General features: G+C 66.1%; 19 protein-coding genes and 1 pseudogene. 7 read left to right on the top strand and 13 right to left on the bottom strand.

Features of this window, described 5'->3' with window-relative positions:
• Complete coding sequence (locus tag XarjCFBP7645_RS09695; RefSeq protein ID WP_104537321.1) at positions 1–663, bottom strand: MotA/TolQ/ExbB proton channel family protein; 663 nt, start codon at positions 661–663, stop codon at positions 1–3.
• A pseudogene (locus XarjCFBP7645_RS09690) lies at positions 557–3,103 on the bottom strand (DNA internalization-related competence protein ComEC/Rec2); the annotation flags it as partial. The gene XarjCFBP7645_RS09695 and the pseudogene XarjCFBP7645_RS09690, both read right to left, overlap by 107 nt.
• Positions 3,104–3,356: 253 nt before the next feature.
• Between XarjCFBP7645_RS09690 and XarjCFBP7645_RS09685 the strand changes: the two are divergent.
• The gene (locus tag XarjCFBP7645_RS09685) at positions 3,357–4,421 is read left to right on the top strand and encodes an SDR family oxidoreductase (RefSeq protein WP_104537319.1); all 1,065 of its coding nucleotides are present in this window, start codon (positions 3,357–3,359) and stop codon (positions 4,419–4,421) included.
• Between the two features lie 240 nt (positions 4,422–4,661).
• Here the strand turns inward: XarjCFBP7645_RS09685 and lolD are convergent, their stop codons facing one another.
• From lolD to XarjCFBP7645_RS21925, 10 genes are all read right to left on the bottom strand, one after another.
• Complete coding sequence (lolD, locus tag XarjCFBP7645_RS09680) at positions 4,662–5,396, bottom strand: lipoprotein-releasing ABC transporter ATP-binding protein LolD (protein WP_181126274.1); 735 nt, start codon at positions 5,394–5,396, stop codon at positions 4,662–4,664.
• Positions 5,389–6,630, bottom strand: coding sequence for a lipoprotein-releasing ABC transporter permease subunit (locus tag XarjCFBP7645_RS09675; RefSeq protein ID WP_104537318.1), 1,242 nt, complete (start codon positions 6,628–6,630; stop codon positions 5,389–5,391). Before XarjCFBP7645_RS09675 ends, lolD begins: the two co-directional genes overlap by 8 nt.
• 23 nt (positions 6,631–6,653) lie before the next feature.
• Positions 6,654–7,106: a hypothetical protein gene (locus XarjCFBP7645_RS09670; protein WP_104537317.1), complete on the bottom strand. Its 453-nt coding sequence runs from the start codon at positions 7,104–7,106 to the stop codon at positions 6,654–6,656.
• A complete protein-coding gene (locus tag XarjCFBP7645_RS09665) occupies positions 7,057–7,305 on the bottom strand; it encodes a succinate dehydrogenase assembly factor 2 (RefSeq protein WP_104537316.1) in 249 nt (82 codons plus the stop codon). Before XarjCFBP7645_RS09665 ends, XarjCFBP7645_RS09670 begins: the two co-directional genes overlap by 50 nt.
• Positions 7,306–7,416: 111 nt before the next feature.
• On the bottom strand, positions 7,417–8,199 hold the full coding sequence (locus XarjCFBP7645_RS09660; RefSeq protein ID WP_039521725.1) for a succinate dehydrogenase iron-sulfur subunit: 783 nt from the start codon (positions 8,197–8,199) through the stop codon (positions 7,417–7,419).
• Positions 8,200–8,215: 16 nt separating this feature from the next.
• The gene (locus XarjCFBP7645_RS09655; protein ID WP_429001461.1) at positions 8,216–8,419 is read right to left on the bottom strand and encodes a hypothetical protein; all 204 of its coding nucleotides are present in this window, start codon (positions 8,417–8,419) and stop codon (positions 8,216–8,218) included.
• A 9-nt stretch (positions 8,420–8,428) separates the two neighbouring features.
• On the bottom strand, positions 8,429–10,219 hold the full coding sequence (gene sdhA, locus XarjCFBP7645_RS09650) for a succinate dehydrogenase flavoprotein subunit (protein ID WP_104537314.1): 1,791 nt from the start codon (positions 10,217–10,219) through the stop codon (positions 8,429–8,431).
• A 34-nt stretch (positions 10,220–10,253) separates the two neighbouring features.
• Positions 10,254–10,640, bottom strand: coding sequence for a succinate dehydrogenase, hydrophobic membrane anchor protein (gene sdhD / locus XarjCFBP7645_RS09645; protein ID WP_104537313.1), 387 nt, complete (start codon positions 10,638–10,640; stop codon positions 10,254–10,256).
• The gene (sdhC, locus tag XarjCFBP7645_RS09640) at positions 10,637–11,029 is read right to left on the bottom strand and encodes a succinate dehydrogenase, cytochrome b556 subunit (RefSeq protein WP_104537312.1); all 393 of its coding nucleotides are present in this window, start codon (positions 11,027–11,029) and stop codon (positions 10,637–10,639) included. The genes sdhD and sdhC overlap by 4 nt, the downstream gene beginning before the upstream one ends.
• Positions 11,030–11,085: 56 nt before the next feature.
• Complete coding sequence (locus XarjCFBP7645_RS21925) at positions 11,086–11,256, bottom strand: DUF1674 domain-containing protein (protein WP_258077163.1); 171 nt, start codon at positions 11,254–11,256, stop codon at positions 11,086–11,088.
• 39 nt (positions 11,257–11,295) lie between these two features.
• On the opposite strand from XarjCFBP7645_RS21925, the gene XarjCFBP7645_RS09630 reads away from it, so the two are divergent.
• A complete protein-coding gene (locus XarjCFBP7645_RS09630; RefSeq protein ID WP_104537311.1) occupies positions 11,296–12,186 on the top strand; it encodes a YgfZ/GcvT domain-containing protein in 891 nt (296 codons plus the stop codon).
• Here the strand turns inward: XarjCFBP7645_RS09630 and XarjCFBP7645_RS09625 are convergent.
• A complete protein-coding gene (locus XarjCFBP7645_RS09625; protein WP_104537310.1) occupies positions 12,183–13,271 on the bottom strand; it encodes an ABC transporter ATP-binding protein in 1,089 nt (362 codons plus the stop codon). The two genes, XarjCFBP7645_RS09630 and XarjCFBP7645_RS09625, sit on opposite strands and share 4 nt — an antisense overlap.
• Before the next feature lie 421 nt (positions 13,272–13,692).
• Between XarjCFBP7645_RS09625 and zwf the strand changes: the two genes are divergently transcribed.
• The 5 genes from zwf (at position 13,693) to XarjCFBP7645_RS09600 (ending at position 19,566) form a co-directional block, all read left to right on the top strand.
• Positions 13,693–15,123 (top strand): glucose-6-phosphate dehydrogenase, encoded by a 1,431-nt coding sequence (gene zwf / locus XarjCFBP7645_RS09620; RefSeq protein ID WP_104537309.1) that lies wholly within the window; start codon positions 13,693–13,695, stop codon positions 15,121–15,123.
• Positions 15,120–16,127 (top strand): glucokinase, encoded by a 1,008-nt coding sequence (glk, locus tag XarjCFBP7645_RS09615; protein ID WP_016902597.1) that lies wholly within the window; start codon positions 15,120–15,122, stop codon positions 16,125–16,127. Before zwf ends, glk begins: the two co-directional genes overlap by 4 nt.
• The gene (pgl, locus tag XarjCFBP7645_RS09610; protein ID WP_104537308.1) at positions 16,124–16,843 is read left to right on the top strand and encodes a 6-phosphogluconolactonase; all 720 of its coding nucleotides are present in this window, start codon (positions 16,124–16,126) and stop codon (positions 16,841–16,843) included. Before glk ends, pgl begins: the two co-directional genes overlap by 4 nt.
• Before the next feature lie 94 nt (positions 16,844–16,937).
• On the top strand, positions 16,938–18,854 hold the full coding sequence (edd, locus tag XarjCFBP7645_RS09605; protein WP_104537307.1) for a phosphogluconate dehydratase: 1,917 nt from the start codon (positions 16,938–16,940) through the stop codon (positions 18,852–18,854).
• A gap of 52 nt (positions 18,855–18,906) precedes the next feature.
• The gene (locus tag XarjCFBP7645_RS09600; RefSeq protein WP_104537306.1) at positions 18,907–19,566 is read left to right on the top strand and encodes a bifunctional 4-hydroxy-2-oxoglutarate aldolase/2-dehydro-3-deoxy-phosphogluconate aldolase; all 660 of its coding nucleotides are present in this window, start codon (positions 18,907–18,909) and stop codon (positions 19,564–19,566) included.
• Positions 19,567–20,319 lie beyond the last annotated feature (753 nt).

The following is a 20,319-nucleotide window of genomic DNA, read 5'->3' as shown; positions in this document are numbered from 1 at the left end:
TCAGCCCTTTGCCATGACAGGTTTGCCAGCTGCCGCGACCGGCGTCGCGGCGGCCGGCACAATGCGGCCGTCCATCGTGTCCAGCAACAAGGTGGCTTCCTGCTCCATCTCGATGATGTAGCCGGCGATGCGGCCCTTGAACAAGCGGTGCGCCATCAATGCCGGCACCGCGATGATCATGCCGGTGGCCGTGCACACCAGCGCCTTGCCGATGCCGCCCGCCAGCTGGTTCACATCGCCCACGCCGTGATCGAGGATGCCCAGGAACATCTGGATCATGCCGACCACCGTGCCCAGCAGTCCCAGCAGCGGCCCGGCCGAGGCGATGGTGCCCAAGGCATTCAGATAGCGCTCCATGCGGTGCACCACATGCCGGCCGGTGTCCTCAATGCGTTCGCGAATCAACTCACGCGGACGACCACGTACGTCAAGCGCAGCGGCCAGCAAGGCGCCCAGCGGCGAATTGTGCCGCAGCGACTCGATATGGCTGGGATCCAGTTTGCCGCGCGCGGCCCAGTTACGGACCTCTTCGCCCAGACCTGGCGGGGTCACTTCGTTGCGGCGCAGGCTCCACAGACGCTCCAGCACGATCGCCAGGGCGATCACGCCCAGCAACAGCAACGGCACCATCGGCCAACCGCCTGCCTTGACCAGCTCCAACACGATTCGATTCCTCCGGCAACGCGGCCGCCTATTCGCTGGTCGATAGGATAGCAGCCGACCGCCGCCGTTCTGCAGCATCCCATAGCCGTGGCTGCCAGCGTCGCCGCTCGCGTACCTGCAGGCCGTCGGCGCCCAGCCAGACCCGGATCGCCCCGGCCTGGGCCGTGTTCAGCACCTCGGCGCCACTGCCCTGCCAGCGCTGCACCACCTCGGCACGCGGGTGGCCGAAGCGGTTGCCGTGGCCGGAGGACACCAGCGCCAGCCGCGCGCCGGTAGCGACGATGAAGCCGGCATGCGAGCCGTCGGCGCTGCCATGGTGCGGGACTACCACCAGATCGGCGCGCAACTCCGGGGCATGTTGCCGCAGCAGGCGGCGCTCGACGAGCTCATCGATATCGCCCGGCAACAATGCGCTTCCATATCGCGTCTGGATCCGCAGCACGCAACTGGATTGATTGCGCAGATACGGAAAGCCAGCGCTGGGATGCAAGAAGCGAAAGTGCACACCGTCCCATGCCCACTGTTGGCCGCCACGGCAGCGGGTGCTGACGTCCAGCGGCGCCTGCGGCGCCGCCGCCGTCATCGCAACGGGCAACCCGGCACGCACCGCTGCATAGCCGCCGGCATGATCGGCGTCGGCATGACTGAGCACGATGGCATCCAGGCGGCGCACCCCGAGCGCGCGCAAGGCCGGCAGCACCACCCGCTCGCCGGCATCGAAGCCATCGCGCACCGCCGGGCCGGTATCGAACAGCAGCGTATGCCGTTGCGTGCGCACCAGCACCGCCAGGCCCTGCCCCACATCCAGCACCTGCACGTCGGCCTCTCCGGCCGCGGGCAGTTCGCGGTCCGGCCACAGCAGCGGCAACCACAACAGCAACGCCAGGGATTTGCCGGGCGTACCGCGCGGCAGCAACAACCAGAACGCGCCGAGCAAGGCCGCGATCAACGCGATCGCATCGGACTCGGGCACCCACCACAGCGCCACCGATGTCTGCCCGAGCCAGACCAGACCCGGCCAGGTCAGCTCGAAGCACCATCCCGCCAATCGCCATGCCCACACGCCTGCTCCCGGCTGCACTGCTTCCAGACCGGTACCCAGCAAGGCGAGCGGCACCACCACGAACGTCCACCAGGGAATGGCGACCAGATTGGCCAATGGCCCAACCAACGATGCCTGCCCGAACAGGCTGACGGTCAACGGTAGCAGGCCAACGGTGGCGACGGTCTGGGCGGACAGGAAGCCCCGCACGATCGCGCGATCGTCCGAAGGCAGACACCACACCAGCCAGGCCACCCCGGCAAAGCTGAGCCAGAAGCCCGCCACCAGCACGCTCAACGGATCCCATAGCAGCACTGCCAACAAAGCCAGCGCGAGGATCTGCGCGGTGCTTGCACGGCGCCGTAGCACCCGCGCCAATGCGACCACGGCAATCATCAGCACGGTGCGCACGGTGGGCAGCGCCAAGCCCGCCAGCACCGCATACCCTGCCGCACCGAGCAGGGCGGCGACTGCCGCCGCGTGGATACGCGGGATCCGCGTTCCAAGCGCGGGCCAGGATCGCCAGAGTCCGGCGACCAGCACGGCGACGAATGCAGCGACCAGCCCCACATGAAATCCCGAGATCGCAATCAGATGACTGAGCCCGGTCGCGCGCAGGGTGGCCCAGGCTGCGTCGTCCAGCCCGCGCGTGTCGCCCAACGCGAGCGCGCGCAGGTAAGGCGCCGATGGCCCGGGCACGCGCTCGGCCATGCGCTGCAACATCCCTTCGCGCCAGGCATCCACGCCGCGCGCCGCAGCGGTCTGACGCGCCGCGGCCGGCACCCGCACATAGCCGGTGCCGGCAATGCGCTGCGCCAGTGCCTGCCGCTCGGCATCGAAGCCGCCGGGATTGCGCAAGCCGCGCGGCGCGCGCAGCTTGAGCCGCAGCTGCCAGGTGGCGCCCGCGCGTAGCGCGGCACGCGGCCCGATGCGCTCGGCACCGAAGTCGTCATACCAGGCCAGCTGCAGCAGCTTGCCGCGCACTGCGGCAGGCTGTGCGGGATCGTCGTCCACGCGCAGTTGAAAGCGCGTGCGTCGTGGCTCGGCGACCGGCAGTTCGACAATCTGGCCGCGCACCGTCAGTTCTCGCGCTTCATCCTGCGGGCGCAGTTGTGCCTGCAAGACGCCGGCGACCTGCCAGCCCATCAGACCGAAACCGAAAACAGCGCTGGCCAGTGCCCACACCAGCATGATCCGCCGCGGACGCAGCCATGTGCCGAGGCCGATGCCCAACGCCGCTGCACCAAGGCATGCCGCATAGACCGCACGCGACAGCAGCGCAGGCGACCACGCGCACACCATGATGCCCAGCAACAATGCCGCTGCCACGGTCATCGTCGATACGTACTGCGGCGTCGGCGGTGCCTGTGCTGACGCATCCATGCTGTCGGTCGCCATCCTGGCCGTGGTCCATCCACCGACGCAAGTTAGACCAGCGCCGGCATTGGGCACAGCAGCGAGCGGCGCATTTCCCGGTAGGAATAAGGCTGCGCCTGCTGTGGTGCATCCAGCCGGTGAAAGGTGCTGCTAGAGGTGCAGTACGCTGGGCATGACGACGTGTGCAGACCGCGCACCGACTGCATCCGCATGCATTCGCCTCGATTTCATGCCTGTTGGGCTATGTTCGTTACTGTTGTCGAAGGGTTTCCCCATGCGTAAAGGCACTGCACTGATTGTCGGCGTGACCGGCATTTCCGGTTACAACCTCGCCAATGTCCTGGTGGCCGATGGCTGGACCGTCTACGGCCTGGCGCGGCGCCCGCTGCCCCAGGACGGTGTGCTCCCGCTTGCGGCCGATCTGCTGGATGCCGAAAGCACCAGCACCGCGCTGCGTGGCCTGCCGATCACCCACGTGTTCTTCTGCACCTGGACACGGCGCGACACCGAGCGCGAGAACGTCGAAGCCAACGGTGCGATGATGCGGCATCTGTGCGAAGCGCTGAGCGATGCGCCGCTGCAGCATATGGCGCTGGTTACCGGCACCAAGCACTACCTGGGCGCGTTCGAGAACTACGGTAGCGGCAAGGCGGAAACGCCGTTTCGCGAAAGCGAGCCGCGCCAGCCTGGCGAGAACTTCTACTACACGCTGGAAGACCTGTTGTTCGCGCACGCCGAGCAGCACGGCTTCGGCTGGAGCGTGCATCGCTCGCACACCATGATCGGCATGGCCAATGGCAGCAATGCGATGAACATGGGCGTGACGCTGGCGGTGTACGCGTCGCTGTGCAAGCACACCGGCCAGCCGTTCGTGTTTCCCGGCTCGCAGGCGCAGTGGAACAGCCTCACCGACCTGACCGATGCCGGCCTGCTCGGCAAGCAGCTGGCCTGGGCCGGCCTGAGCCCGGCCGCACGCAACCAGGCCTTCAACACCGTCAACGGCGATGTGTTCCGCTGGCGCTGGATGTGGGGCCAGATTGCCGACTTCTTCGGGCTCGACGCTGCGCCCTGCCCCGAGACGCCGCAGCCGCTGGAGGCACGCCTGAGCGAGACCGCGCCGGCACGATGGAGCGAGATCGCCAGCCAGCATGGCCTGGTGGAAACCGACGTCAATCGATTGGCATCCTGGTGGCACACCGATGCCGACCTGGGCCGCGAGATCGAGTGCGTCAACGACATGACCAAGAGCCGCGAACTGGGCTTTGCGGATTTCTACGACAGTCGCGCATCGTTCCTGGAATTGTTCACGCGTCTGCGCGCGCAGCGCATCATTCCCTGATGCGCTAGGTCGTCGCCACACACGTGGCGGCGACCGTTCTTCCTGTCAGGCAAGCCCTGTCACCGCGAGCATCGACGCGATGCTGCGCGCGGGCACTGCATGCTGAGCGCGCATGGTATTGCCACTGTCGGCCGACGCATTACGCGGATGCACCCGCAACCAGCGTCAGGATCTTCGACCTGAGATCCGCGGTTCAACACCGCCCAGCCGCCAGGGATTGCGACGGCCAGGCAGCGTTTCTCACACCGCAGATGGTGCCAATTCGCGCAGCTTGCCCTGATGCAGCTCGAGCACGCGATCCAGGCGCCGCGCCAGGCTGCGATCGTGCGTTACCAGGACCAGGCTGGTGCGCTGTGCACGATTGAGTTCCAGCATCAGCTCGAACACGGTCTCGGCGGTCTTGTCGTCCAGGTTCCCGGTGGGCTCATCGCCCAGCACGCAGCCCGGCTTGTTCACCAGCGCACGCGCCACGGCCGCACGCTGGCGCTCGCCGCCTGACAATTCGCTGGGCTTGTGCTCGATGCGATGTCCGAGCCCGACCGATTCCAGCAACTGCAAGGCCTGCGCCCGCGCCACCGACACTTCTTTCCCGGACAACAGCACCGGCATCATCACGTTTTCCAGCGCGGTGAATTCCGGCAGCAGATGATGGAACTGGTAGACGAAACCCAGGGCCTGATTGCGCAGCTTGCCGCGCTCGCCATCGGACAACGCCGACATGCGCCGGCCGGCCACATACACCTCGCCGGAGGTCGGAACATCCAACCCGCCGAGCAGATGCAGCAGCGTGCTCTTGCCCGCCCCTGAGGCGCCGACAATGGCCACGGTTTCGCCGGTCGCCACGGTCAGATCCAGACCATCGAACACCGGCGTGCGCATCTTGCCTTCGGCGTAGGTCTTGGCCAGACCCTCGGCGCGGATCACCGCCTCTGCTTGGTGTGGCATTTGCACGGCCGGTTCCCTGATCTCATTCATAACGCAGCGCCTCCGCCGGCTGGGTACGCGACGCGCGCCATGCCGGATACAAGGTCGCCAGGAAACTCATCGCCAACGCGACAACGGTGATCACCACCACGTCCTGGGTCTGCATGTCGGTCGGTAAGCCGGTGATGTAGTACACGTCCTCGGGCAACAGCTTGACGCTGAAGATCGTCTCGATCACGCCGAGGATGCGTTCCAGATTGAGCGTCAGCACGATGCCGCCGATCACGCCCATGATCGTGCCCATGAAACCGATCAACGAGCCCTGCACCATGAACACCTGCATCACCCCCGCGGGCGACAGTCCCAGCGTGCGCAGGATGGCGATATCGGCCTGCTTGTCGGTGACCAGCATCACCTGCGAGGACACCAGGTTGAACGCGCCCATCGCCACGATCAACGACAGCAGGATGCCCATCACGGTCTTTTCCATCTTCAACGAGTGGTAGAGATTGGCGTTCTCCTGCGTCCAGTCGCTGACCCGGTACGGGCCGTGCAACTTCATCGCCAGATCGCGCGCGACCGGCCAGGCCTGGTCCATGTCGTGCAGGCGCAGCCGCACGCCGGTGACGCCGTCCATGCGCAGCACGCGTGCCAGGTCCTGCATGTTGACCACGGCCAGGCCGCGGTCGATCTCGTTGTAGCCCGCCTCGAAGATTCCGCTGACGGTGAAGCGTTTGAGCCGCGGCATGGCGCCCAGCGGCGTGGCCTGGGTATCGCTGAGCAGCACCACGATGCTGTCGCCCATGTCCACGCCGAGCCAGATCGCCAGCTCCTTGCCGATGACGATGTTGTAGGAGCCCGGGGTCAGGCTGTCGACCGACCCCTGCTGCATCTTCTTGGCCAGCACCGACACCTTGCCTTCTTCGGCAGGAACGATGCCGCGCACGATCGCCGGCTGCTTGCGCGGGCCCTGCAGCAGCGATTCGGTTTCGATGTAGGGCGCGGCACCGGCGATGCGCGGATCGGCCATGGCGACCTCGATCGCGTGTTGCCAGTCGTGCATCGGCGCGCCGTCCGCGCTGACCGTGGCATGCGCGGCCATCTGCAGCAGACGGTCGCGGATTTCCTTCTGGAAACCGCTCATCACCGCCAGCGTGGTGATCAGCACGGTCACGCCCAGGGCGATGCCCAGGATCGATGCCATCGAGATGAACGAGATAAAGCCATTGCGCCGCTTGGCACGCAGGTAGCGCAGGCCGATGGCAACCGGGATAGGTTTGAACATGCGGTTCAACCAGGAAAGGGACGCTATGGTGCCACTTGCGGCGGCCGGGACGAAATGACGTGTGCCTGAGCGGCCAGACGCAGTTCACGTCGCCGCGCTGCGGGCAAGGTATCCGGCCAGAAGTGCAGGCGTTGGCGACGTGCATCCAGGCCGGTCCACGACACCACCGCAATCGGCCCGCGCCACGCCACCTGCAGGCCTTGCACCTGTTCGCCGTCCACGCTGGCGGGTGTTTCACTCCAGGGCACAACCACTTCCCGTGCTGGCGAACGCAACAGCACCCACAGCGATCGCCCGCCGGTCAACACTACATAGACGGACAACGACACTGCCGCCCCCAGCGGCACCCCGCTGCGCCAGAGCGCCCACAACGCGAGCGCGTTCAGCACGCCCAGCGCGCAAACAAGCCCGCGCGAGGGCCGCGATTCAAGCCGGCATGGCGCGAATATCGGCGATGAGTGCGGCGTTGGCGGCATCGGGGCAGGCTTCGTATCCCATGAACCAGCGCCACAACTTATCGTCTTCGCAATCCAGCAGCTGTAGGAAAACCGCGCGCTCGGAGTCGGAAGCCTGCGCCCAGCGCCGATCCAGATAGCGCCCGAACAATTGATCGAGCTCGCGCATGCCGCGCCGGCAGCGCCAGCGCAGTTTCTTCAACAGGGTTTGTTCGTCCATCTCCCTCTCCACCTCGCCTTGCCGGCGCCGAAAACGACAGCGGCACCAGACCAAGGGCCGGTGCCGCTGTGAACCATCTCCCCGCCGAGGCGGGTCCGTGTTGCCTTGCGATCAGGCGCGACGCGCCATCATCAATTTCTTGATCTCGGCAATCGCCAGCGCCGGATTCAGGCCCTTGGGGCAGGTCCGCGCACAATTCATGATGGTGTGGCAGCGATACAGCTTGAACGGATCTTCCAGGTCGTCCAGACGCGCACCGGTGTCTTCGTCGCGCGAATCGATGATCCAGCGATACGCCTGCAGCAGGATCGCCGGGCCCAGATAGCGCTCGCCATTCCACCAGTAGCTCGGGCAACTGGTCGAGCAGCACGCGCACAGGATGCACTCGTACAGCCCATCGAGCTTGCGGCGGTCTTCCGGCGACTGCAGCCGCTCGCGATCCGGCGGCGGCGGGGTCTGGGTGCGGATCCACGGCTTGATCGACGCGTACTGCGCGTAGAAATGCGTCAGATCCGGCACCAGGTCCTTGATCACGCTCATGTGCGGCAGCGGGTAGATCGGCACCTCGGCCTTGCCGCAGGCGGCGATCGCCTTGGTGCAGGCCAGCGTGTTGGTGCCGTCGATGTTCATCGCGCACGAACCGCAGATGCCCTCGCGGCAGGAGCGACGGAATGCCAGCGTCGGGTCGATTTCGTTCTTGATCTTGATCAGCGCGTCCAACACCATCGGGCCGCACTTGTCGAGATCGATCTCATAACTGTCGGTACGCGGGTTGGCTTCGCCATCCGGATCCCAGCGGTAGACCTTGAAGGTGCGCTTGTTCTTGGCGCCCTGTGCAGGGTAATGCTTGCCCTTGCCGATCTTTGAATTCTTGGGGAGGGTGAACTCTGCCATAGCTGCTCTCGTTGGCTCAGGCGATGCGCGGTGCGGACGACAACCGCACCGAGCGCATGAAGGTAAAGATGACGGATGCCACCGCCGAGGCGGTGGCGCAACGGACGGCGGCATGCCGGCGTTGCCCCTGCGTCATGAAGCGATCCGGCTGGCGCGGTGCATGGCTACCGTACCCGGACAGGCCGGCCGGCAGACACAACGCGGAAGCGGTTCGATCCATTCGCATCGATCAGTAAACGCGCGGCTTCGGCGGGACCACGTCCACGTCCTTGCTCAACGTGTACATGTGCACCGGACGATATTCGAACGCGCACTTGCCCTTGTCGTCGACGGTGACCAGCGTGTGCTTCTGCCAGTTGACGTCGTCGCGGTCCGGGAAGTCTTCGTGCGAATGCGCGCCGCGGCTTTCATGGCGCTGCTCGGCCGAGTTGATCGTCGCCACTGCATTGAGCAGCAGGTTGTTCAACTCGTAGGTCTCGATCAGATCCGAATTCCACACCAGCGAGCGGTCCGACACCTTGACGTCTTCGAAAGTGGCAAAGATTTCAGCCATCTTGTCGACGCCTTCCTTCAGCGTCTTGCTGGTGCGGAACACGGCCGCGTCCGACTGCATGGTGCGCTGCATGTTGTCGCGAATCACCGAGGTCGGTGTGGAGCCGTTGGCGTAACGCAGCTTGTCCAGCAGGCCCAACGCCTTGTCGCAGGCATCGGACGGCAGTGTCTTGTGCGGCTGGTTGGGCTTGACCGTCTCGGCGCAGCGGTTTGCCACCGCACGGCCGAACACCACCAGATCCAGCAGCGAGTTGGAACCCAGGCGGTTGGCACCGTGTACCGATACGCAGGCGGCTTCGCCGATCGCATACAGGCCGGGCACGACCGCATCCGGGTTATCGCCCTGCTTGCGCACGACTTCGCCGTAGAAGTTGGTCGGAATGCCGCCCATGTTGTAGTGCACGGTCGGCAACACCGGAATCGGCTGCTTGGTCACGTCCACACCGGCAAAGATGTGCGCGCTCTCGGCGATGCCGGGCAGCTTTTCGTTGATGACTTCCGGGCCGAGATGGGTCAGGTCGAGCAGGATGTGATCCTTGTGCTCGCCTACGCCGCGGCCTTCGCGGATCTCCACGGTCATCGAACGCGACACCACGTCGCGCGATGCCAGATCCTTGTAATGCGGTGCATAGCGCTCCATGAAGCGCTCGCCGTTGCTGTTGCGCAGGATGCCGCCTTCGCCACGCACGCCTTCGGTGATCAGGCAGCCGGCACCGTAGATGCCGGTGGGATGGAACTGCACGAACTCCATGTCCTGCACCGGCAGGCCGGCACGCATCACCAGGCCGCCGCCGTCACCCGTACAGGTATGGGCGGAGGTGGCACTGAAGTAGGCACGGCCATAGCCGCCGGTGGCCAGCACCACGCCATGGGCGCGGAACAGATGCAAGCTGCCATCGGCCATGTCCAGCGCCAGCACGCCGCGGCACACGCCTTCCTCGTCGAAGATCAGGTCGAGCGCGAAGTACTCGATCATGAAGCGCGCGTTGTGCGCCAGGGACTGCTGATACAGCGTGTGCAGCATCGCATGACCGGTACGGTCGGCCGCCGCACAGGTGCGCTGTGCGGATGGTCCTTCGCCGTACTTGGTGGTCATGCCGCCGAACGGGCGCTGATAAATCTTGCCCTCTTCGGTGCGCGAAAACGGCACGCCGTAGTGCTCGAGCTCGATGATGGCCGGGATCGCCTCACGGCACATGTACTCGATCGCGTCCTGGTCGCCCAGCCAATCGGAGCCCTTGATGGTGTCGTAGAAGTGGTAGCGCCAGTCGTCCTCGCCCATGTTGCCGAGCGCGGCCGAAATGCCGCCCTGCGCCGCAACGGTATGTGATCGGGTCGGGAAGACCTTGGTCAAACAGACGGTCTGCAAGCCCTTCTGGGCCAGGCCGAACGTGGCGCGCAAGCCAGCGCCGCCTGCGCCCACCACGACCATGTCGTACTTGTGTTCTGTGATCTTATAAGCGGACATCTAATCTGGATTCCTGTTCTGGGTGCCCGATGACTCAGGCACCGCCCAGCGCGATGCGCGCCACTGCGAAAATGCTGACGATCGCGCCAAGCGCGGCAACGAATTTGACCGTGGTCTGCAACGCAAGCGCCAGCAACGAGTTGTGGATGTAATCCTCGAGCACCACTTGCAGACCGATCTGCGCATGCCAGAACATCGCCACCAGGAAGCCGACCAGCAACATCGCGTTCCAGGGTTTGGACACGGCCGCGACCGCGGCCGGGTAGTCCGAACCGAGCAGGCTCAGGACGAAGACCAGGAACCAGATCGACAACACCACCAGCGCGGTGGCGGTCAGTCGCTGCAGAACGAAATGTTCGGTACCGGTCTTGGCCGCGCCCAGACCACGCACGTTTTTCAGCGGAGTGCGGTAACGGTTCATGCGCCAGCTCCGATCACGACATAGGCCCAGATCGCGGCGGTTATCAGCAGGCTGACCAGTACCGAGGCCCAGCCACTACGCACGAAGGCGGGAATGCTGAAGCCGTACCCGAAGTCCTGCACGATATGGCGGATACCGTTGCACAGATGGTAGGCAAATGCCCATGTCCAGCCGAACAGGAAAAGCTGACCATACCAGGCACCAAGCTGCTGGGTGAGGCAGGTCCAGTGGTCCTGGCCGATCATCAACACCAGCAAAGCGGCGGCGATGACCAGCGCTCCTGCTGACAAAATGATGCCGGTCGCTCGATGCAGGATCGAGGTAACCATTTGTATCTGCCAGCGATACACCTGGAGATGCGGGGAAAGAGGACGTTCGCGGATCGCCATTCGCTGGGCTCGTTTTCTCGGCTGGGCGGCACTAGACCGCTGTGGCTAAAAGCTGCTCAAAAATCGATGCAGCGTCCATTTTTTTCCCAGTCGCCGTAGCGCGTTGGCTCAGGGCCGTCGCGTCCACCGATCTCCTTGGGCAGTGGCTGCTTCTCGGGAATAGGCTCCTGAGGAGAAGGCTGCGTCTCGGAATCCTGCGCTGGGGTGGGGGTTGGATGGCCTATCATAGTGGTCTCACAACATTGCGATTTTAGTCCTCCCCTTCCGTGGCTGACAACCTGAATCTCATTCCGCAGGGTTTCGGCTCCCTGCACGACATGCAATACGTCCGCTTGATCGGGGCGGATGCAGTGGCGTTCGCGCATGCGCAATTTGCCAACGACGTACAGGCGCTGGCGATCGGGCAGTGGCAATGGAATGCGTGGTTGACGGCAAAGGGGCGCGTGATCGCCATCTTCGCACTCCTGCGTGAGGACGACACCCACCTGCTGATGCTGTTGCCCGATGGCAATGCGGCCGAGATCGCAACCCAACTCGGCCGTTTTGTGTTCCGGCGCAAGCTCAAGATCGGCGTCGCGGCGCTTTCGGCGTATGGCGGCCATGCCGCGCCTGCGCGCGCGCAAGGCGCGCAGGCCGATATCGGAACGCAGCGTATCGAATTGGACATGGGCAGCGATGCCTTGCCGCGCACGCTGGTGCTGCTTGCGGGCGAGCAGGCATTGGCAGCGCCTATCGAATCACGGCACATGGATGCCGACTGGCGCCGTACGGACCTGCAACTGGGGCTGGCGCGCCTGCCCGATGCGCAACGCGAGCAATGGACACCACAGCAGCTGGCGCTGGATCGCCTGCACGCGTTCAGCGTCAAGAAGGGCTGCTACCCGGGCCAGGAGATCGTCGCGCGCACACACTTCCTGGGCAAGGCCAAGCGTGCGCTGCAATTGCTGCAGGTCGATACGGTTGGCAGCGATGCGCCGGTCGACGCGGGCCAGGCCGTGCTGCTGGGCGATGCCACTGTCGGCACGCTGGTCAGCGTGGCGGGCGATCTTGCGCTGGCGGTATTGCCGCTGGAGCTGACCCTGGAGACCGACGCCGTGCTGCAGGCGGGCGCGCATGCCGCCCGCCCGCTTGCGTTCATGCAGGGACTGGCGCGTTAGGCCAGCGCCAGCCGTTCGCCGCTGGCCGGGTCGAAGAAGTGCAACGCCTCGCTGCGCAGCGCCAGGCGCAGCGGTTCCCCCACCGCCGGCAAGGCCTGCGGCGCGACCCGGATCACCAGCGGCTGGCCGCCGCGGTCGAGGTTGAGGAAGATCTCATTGCCGACCGGCTCAATCACCTCGACACGCGCGTCAAAGCCCAGCGCGGCATCGCCTGACGGCTGCAGGTGCTCCGGGCGCACGCCGACGATCACCTCGCGACCGAACCAGCTGCGCTCCACCCGTGCCGCACCCAGCGGCACGCGCCAGCCATCGGCCATCACCAGATGCAGGCCGTCCTGCTCATCCAGGCGCCCCTGCAGCACGTTCATCGCCGGGCTGCCGAGGAATCCGGCCACGAACAGATTGGCCGGGCGGTCGTACAGCGCCATCGGGCTGTCGATCTGCTGGATCACCCCATCCTTGAGTACCACGATGCGCTGGCCGAGCGTCATCGCCTCGACCTGATCATGGGTGACGTAGATCATCGTGGTGCCGAGCTTGCGATGCAGCTGCGCGATCTCGGTGCGCACGCTGTGGCGCAGTTTGGCATCCAGATTGGACAGCGGCTCGTCGAGCAGGAACACCGACGATTCGCGCACCATCGCCCTTCCCAGCGCCACACGCTGACGCTGGCCGCCGGACATCGCCTTGGGCAGCTTGTCGAGCATCGGGGTCAGCCCCAGCAGCTCGGCGGCGTTGTTGACCCGCTCGGCGATGACCTGTTTGGGGTGGCCGCGTAGCTTGAGCCCGAAGGCCAGGTTCTCGGCCACGGTCATGTGCGGATAGAGCGCATAGCTCTGGAACACCATGGCGATGTCGCGGTCCTTCGGGGCCACGTCGTTGACCACGCGCTCGCCGATCTTCAGCGTGCCGGCGCTGATGTCCTCGAGCCCGGCGATCATGCGCAACAGGGTCGACTTGCCGCAGCCGGACGGACCGACCAGCACCATCAACTCGCCATCGGCGACCTCGAAGCTCGCACCCTGCACCGCGACCTGACCGTTCTCGTAGACCTTGCGGACACCTTCCAACTGCACTTTCGCCATTTTCGGCCTCAACGTAAGTTGTGCGCCCTGCCCTCGGCCCTCCCGACGGCGGTGACGCGACATGCGCCTGCAAGGAAATCTCCTGCAAACGAATGCATTGGTTTATTCTGACATGTAATCGTTTTCACATGGCAACATCGATCTCGGGAGGGACCATGCCGCCACCGACCCAAGCCGCTGCTTCAAGCGGTGCAGCCTACCGTGCAAGGCCCGGCATTTCGCCGCGCATGTGCAGGCATCCCGCCGCAGCGCTAACCGCTGACGGCCACTTGCTGCAACAATCGGGGATTGGGCGTGCGCGTCCATCCCCCACTGCGCGCACGCCAGTGTCGCTCAGCAACAGACGTACCGACCGCCGGCTGTCCGGCGCCTTTCCGACCAGCTGCTGATCATGATGTCTCCAGAATCCGAAATTCGGTCCATGCATAACACCCTGATCCTGTTCGGCGCCACCGGCGATCTCGCCCAGCGCTATCTCTTCCCGTCCCTGCTGCGATTGTTCGTCGATGGCCTGCTGCCGGAGGATTTCCGTATCCGTGCGCTGGCGTTGTCGCCACACGACACCGAGGCATTCCGCGAGGTCCTGCGCCCGCGCCTGGCCGCCGCGCTGCCGATCGCCACGCCCGAACAGATCGAAACGCTGCTGCAGCGGGTCGACTATCGCTCGGTGGATCTGCGCGATGCCGAGTCGGTGGCCAATGCCGTGCGCGAGCTGGCCAGCCGCCAGTGCGTGAGCTACCTGGCGATTCCGCCGGGCCTGTACATCAGCACCTGCCAGGGCCTGGCCCTGGGCGGTGCGCTGGCCGCGCCGCACCGGCTGATGCTGGAAAAGCCGATCGGCCACGACTCGGACAGCGCCCGCGAGATCCTGCAGTCGATCGGCGCGCTGATCGACGAAGACCGCGTATTCCGCCTGGACCATTACCTGGGCAAGGCGGCGGTGCAGAACCTGATCGCGCTGCGCTTCGGCAATACGCTGCTGGAAGCGGTGTGGAACCGCACCTACATCGAGTCGGTGCAGATCCTGGTGGCCGAAAGCGAAGGCGTGGACGGGCGCGATGCCTACTACGCGCGCTCCGGCGCGCTGCGCGACATGGTGCAGAGTCACATCCTGCAGTTGTTGTGCCTGGTGGCGATGGAGCCACCGGCCTCGCTGGAAGCGGACCGCATCCGCGACGAGAAGGTCAAGGTGCTGCGCGCCCTGCGCCCGATGACCGCCGAGCATGCCGCCCACGACAGCGTGCGCGGCCGCTACACCGCCGGCAGCATCAACGGCCAGCCGGCGCAGGCCTATCACCCGCCGGAGGGCAGCGACGTGGAAACCTTCGTCGCGGTGACCGCGCATATCGACAACTGGCGCTGGGCCGGGGTGCCGTTCCACCTGTGCACCGGCAAGCGTCTGGCCGAACGCTCCACCCGCATCGTGGTCACGCTCAAGCCGGTGACGCATTGGCTGTTCGAGCGCCCGGACCGGCAGAACGCCGTACCCAATCGCCTGACCTTCCAGCTGCAGCCGCAAGAAAACATCGAGCTCGGCCTGATGAGCAGCTTGGCCGGCCCGGAATGGGGCGCGATCGAACTACAGCCGCTGGAACTTGAACTGTCGGTGCCGACCGGCCTGCACCGCCGCATCGCCTACGAGCGCCTGTTCGTGGATGCCTTCAACGGCAACCCGGCGCTGTTCGTGCGCGACGACGAGGTCAAGGCCGCCTGGTCGTGGATCGACAGCGTCAGCGATGCGTGGAAAGACGCGCAGTTGCCGCTGCAGCCCTACCCGGCCGGCAGCTGGGGCCCCGATGCCGCGGGCCCCTTCCTGCCCCCGGCCACCGACGCACAGGGACACACCGCATGACCGCTCCTTCCAAGCCAGTGCTGGTTGCCGATATCGGCGGAACCAATGCGCGCTTCGCGCTGGCCGACGTCGACGCCTCGGTGCCGCTGCTGGATGACACCTCGCGCGAATTTGCGGTGGTCGATTTCGGCTCGCTCGGCGAAGCCGCGCGCTATTACCTCGACCAGATCGGCGTGCAGGCCACCCAGGGCGTGTTCGCCGTGGCCGGCCGCGTGGACGGCGACGAGGCGCGCATCACCAATCATCCGTGGGTGATCTCGCGCTCGCGTACCGCGGCGATGCTGGGCTTCAGCACCCTGCACCTGATCAACGACTTCGCCGCGCAGGCCATGGCGATCAGCCTGCTGCGCCCGCAGGACGTGGTGCAGGTCGGCGGCGCCAGCTGGCGGCCGGCGCCGATCGATCAGCCGCGCAACTACGGCGTGATCGGCCCGGGCACCGGGCTGGGCGTGGGTGGGCTGATCATCCGCAACGGGCGCTGCTTCCCGCTGGAAACCGAAGGTGGCCACGTCAGCTTCCCGCCCGGCACGCCAGAGGAGATCCGCATCCTGGAGATCCTCTCCGAGCAGTTCGGCCGGGTCTCCAACGAGCGCCTGATCTGCGGCCCGGGCCTGGTCAACATCCATCGCGCGCTCAGCGAGATCGCCGGGGTCGACCCGGGCCCGCTGCAGCCCAAGGACATCACCGCGCGTGCGGCTGCGGGCGATCCGCGCTCGTCGCGCACCATCGATCTGTTCTGCGCCATCTTCGGTGCGATCGCCGGCGACATGGTGTTGATGCAGGGCGCCTGGGACGGCGTGTTCCTCACCGGCGGGCTGGTGCCCAAGGTGCTGGATTCGCTGCAGCATTCTGGCTTCCGCCAGCGCTTCGAACACAAGGGACGCTTCTCCGCGATCATGTCGCGGGTGCCATCGCTGGCCGTCATGCATCCGCATGCCGGCCTGCTCGGCGCCGCCGCCTATGCGGTGGATGCGCAGCGTCAGCATCCAGGGGAGCAGCGATGAACCTGCAGGACAATCCGCGCATCACACTGGTGCGCTACGAAGACCCGGCCGAATGGACCGAGGCGGTCGCCAGCGAGATGGCCGACCTGCTGGAACAGGAGATTTCGCGCCGCGGCCAGGCGCGCATGCTGCTGTCCGGCGGCACCACGCCGGCGCCGGTGTACGAATCCCTCGCCCACCGTCCGCTGGATTGGGCGCGGGTGGAAGTGGGCTTGGTCGATGAGCGTTGGCTCTCCCCGCAGGATCAGGACAGCAACGCCTGGCTGGTGAATCACAGTTTTTTGACCCATGCACCGGCCGCGACCTTCATTCCGCTGGTGCGTCCGGGCAAGCAGTTGCCCGAGTGCGTGCACACCGCGAACCTGCAGGCCACGCATGCCGAACCCGCGTGTCTGGCGGTGCTGGGCATGGGCGGCGACGGACACACCGCCTCGCTGTTCCCGGGCTCGACCGATCTGAGCAAGGCGCTGTCCAGCCCGCAGCCGTACGCGTCGCTGGATGCCACCGGCTGCCCTGGCTCGAATCAGTGGCCGCTGCGGATCACGCTGACACCGGTCGGGCTGGCCGCCATCCCGACCCGCCTGCTGCTATTGCGCGGCAAGCAGAAGCTGGACGTGCTGCAGGCTGCATTGGCCGGTGACGATGTCAGCCAGTATCCGATCCGGGTGGCGCTGCAGCAGCCTGGCCCGAAATTGCGGGTTCACTGGTGCGCTTAGATGCGAGTCCCTCGCAAGAGCCCGCACATCCTTGTGCGGGTATCAAAAAGAGCGTGCTTACTTTCTTCCCCCCGTTTCTCATAGCCGGTAGCCAATGAGCCTGCATCCGAACATCCAAGCCGTCACCGACCGTATCCGCAAGCGCAGCGCGCCGTCGCGCGCGGCGTATCTTGCCGGTCTCGATGCCGCCCTGCGCGAGGGTCCGTTCCGTAGCCGTCTGAGCTGCGGCAACCTGGCGCATGGTTTCGCCGCGTCCGAGCCGACCGACAAGTCGCGCCTGCGCGGTGCGGCCACACCCAACCTGGGCATCATCACCGCCTACAACGACATGCTGTCGGCGCATCAGCCGTTCGAGCATTACCCGCAGCTGATCCGCGACACCGCGCGTACGCTCGGTGCCACCGCGCAGGTCGCCGGTGGCGTGCCGGCGATGTGCGACGGCGTGACCCAGGGCCGCGCCGGCATGGAGCTGTCGCTGTTCTCGCGCGACAACATCGCCCAGGCCGCGGCGATCGGCCTGAGCCACGACATGTTCGACAGCGTGGTGTACCTGGGCGTGTGCGACAAGATCGTGCCGGGCCTGTTGATCGGCGCGCTGGCCTTCGGACACTTGCCGGCGCTGTTCATGCCGGCCGGCCCGATGACGCCGGGCATTCCGAACAAGCAGAAGGCCGAAGTGCGCGAGCGCTACGCCGCCGGCGAAGCCACCCGCGCCGAACTGCTGGAAGCCGAGTCGTCCTCGTATCACTCGGCCGGTACCTGCACCTTCTACGGCACCGCCAACTCCAACCAGGTGTTGCTCGAAGCGATGGGCGTGCAGCTGCCCGGCGCCTCGTTCGTCAACCCGGAACTGCAGTTGCGCGATGCGCTGACCCGTGAGGGCACCGCGCGTGCGCTGGCGATCTCCGCGCTGGGCCAGGACTTCCGTCCATTCGGTCGCCTGATCGACGAGCGCGCCATCGTCAATGCCGTGGTCGCGCTGATGGCCACCGGCGGTTCGACCAATCACACCATCCACTGGATTGCGGTGGCGCGTGCGGCCGGCATCGTGCTGACCTGGGACGACATGGATCTGATCTCGCAGACCGTGCCGCTGCTGACCCGCATCTACCCCAACGGCGAAGCCGACGTGAACCGCTTCCAGGCCGCAGGCGGCACCGCCTTCGTGTTCCGCGAACTGATGGACGCCGGGCTGATGCACGACGACCTGCCCACCGTGGTCGAAGGCGGCATGCGCGCCTACGCCAACGAGCCGCGCCTGCAGGACGGCAAGGTCGTCTACGTGCCCGGCACTGCGACCACCGCCGACGACAGCGTGGCGCGGCCGGTCAGCGCCGCTTTCGAATCGCAGGGCGGCCTGCGCCTGCTGCGCGGCAACCTGGGGCGTTCGCTGATCAAGTTGTCGGCAGTCAAACCGCAGCACCGCACGATCCAAGCGCCAGCGGTGGTGATCGATACGCCGCAGGTACTCAACAAGCTGCATGCCGCCGGCGTGCTGCCACACGATTTCGTGGTGGTGCTGCGCTACCAGGGCCCGCGTGCCAACGGCATGCCGGAACTGCATTCGATGGCGCCGTTGCTGGGCCTGTTGCAGAACCAGGGCCGGCGTGTGGCGCTGGTCACCGACGGTCGTCTGTCCGGTGCGTCGGGCAAGTTCCCGGCGGCGATCCATATGACGCCCGAGGCCGCGCGCGGCGGTCCGATCGGGCGCGTGCGCGAAGGCGACATCGTGCGCCTGGATGGCGAAGCCGGCACGCTGGAAGTGCTGGTCTCGGCCGAAGAGTGGGCATCGCGCGAAGTCGCGCCCAACACCTCGGTGGCGGGCAACGATCTGGGGCGCAACCTGTTCGCCATCAACCGCCAGGTGGTTGGGCCGGCCGACCAGGGCGCCATCTCGATTTCCTGCGGCCCCGCCCGTCCGGACGGTGCGCTGTGGAGCTACGACGCCGAGTACGAACTCGGTGCCGATGCAGCGGCCGCCGCCGCACCGCACGAGTCCAAGGACGCCTGATTTCCCTTCCCTCTGCGCGACCGCCCAGCGGTCGCCGTCTAACGGAGTTGCAATGACGATTGCCCAGACTCAGAACACCGCCGAACAGCTGCTGCGCGACGCCGGCATCCTGCCAGTGGTCACCGTGGACACGCTGGACCAGGCGCGCCGCGTCGCCGATGCGCTGCTCGAAGGCGGCCTGCCCGCGATCGAACTGACCCTGCGCACCCCGATCGCGGTCGAAGCGCTGGCCATGCTCAAGCGCGAGCTGCCCAACATCGTGATCGGCGCCGGCACCGTGCTGAGCGAGCTGCAACTGCGTCAGTCGGTGGATGCCGGTGCCGACTTCCTGGTCACCCCCGGCACGCCGGCGCCGCTGGCGCGCCTGCTTGCCGATGCGCCGATCCCCGCCGTGCCCGGCGCGGCCACGCCGACCGAGCTGCTGACCCTGATGGGCCTGGGCTTCCGCGTCTGCAAGCTGTTCCCGGCCACCGCCGTGGGTGGCTTGCAGATGCTCAAGGGCCTGGCCGGCCCGCTGTCCGAACTCAAGCTCTGCCCCACCGGCGGCATCAGCGAAACCAACGCGGCCGAGTTCCTGTCGCAGCCGAACGTGCTGTGCATCGGCGGCTCGTGGATGGTGCCCAAGGACTGGCTGGCGCAGGGCCAGTGGGACAAGGTCAAGGAGAGCTCGGCCAAGGCGGCGGCGATCGTGCGGCAGGTGCGCGCGGCCTGATTCTCTGGCCGGCGTATCCAGCAGCTTGGAACCCAGGTTGCCGGGAACGCTGGATAGCTGAGGACAGCTGATCAGTTGGCGCTTTGGTTTTGAATGAGTAAAGGCCGGTTTGCTGGCGCTTTCATTTTGGTTGAGGAAAGGCTGCTGGCAGGCGACTTGTTTCATGCGTGCGAGCGGCCCGCAGGCGCCGGGGCAGGACACGCCGTGAACCAATCCATGGGGGCTCTTACACGCGCCTTGTCGTGTAAGGCCCTGCCCCGGCGCCCGCGGACCACTCTCGAATGTTCCTGTGTTGGCGTAACGGAGAGCAGCCACTGCCGCATGGCATGCCCGACCTAGCTTTGGTCGTTGCCCCGCCCAATGAGGCAGAGGCCTCTTCGCATCCTTCTTGAAGGCGGCGGATTGAGAGCGATGGAAACCGTGCACTTCTGAGTAGTTGGCATCTGGGCGGTTTGTCTGAGAGCTACGAAGTCGAAGGTCCAGAAGACGTGCGGTGACCTTGGCGGATGATTGGCTCGCGCCAAAATCGAGCACTGAATCGGCAGCCTTTTTTCGTCGCTCAACGTCGCGGAAACGACTCGCCGAAGCGACAGCGTGGCCGGGGATTGGCGGAGAGCTGCACAGGGATGTGCCGCGGCGGCGAGTCAGACAGGATGTCTGACCGAGCCGAGGAGCCAGTCCGCGGACACGCTGTCGCCCTCACCGAAGCCAGCGAATGGCAGCCGTGTACTGAGCAGTACCCAGACAACCCGT

The sequence above is a fragment of the Xanthomonas arboricola genome (assembly GCF_002940665.1).
In the GTDB taxonomy this organism is placed as follows: Bacteria; Pseudomonadota; Gammaproteobacteria; order Xanthomonadales; family Xanthomonadaceae; genus Xanthomonas; species Xanthomonas arboricola_B.
This window is presented reverse-complemented; position numbering and strand designations above follow the sequence as displayed.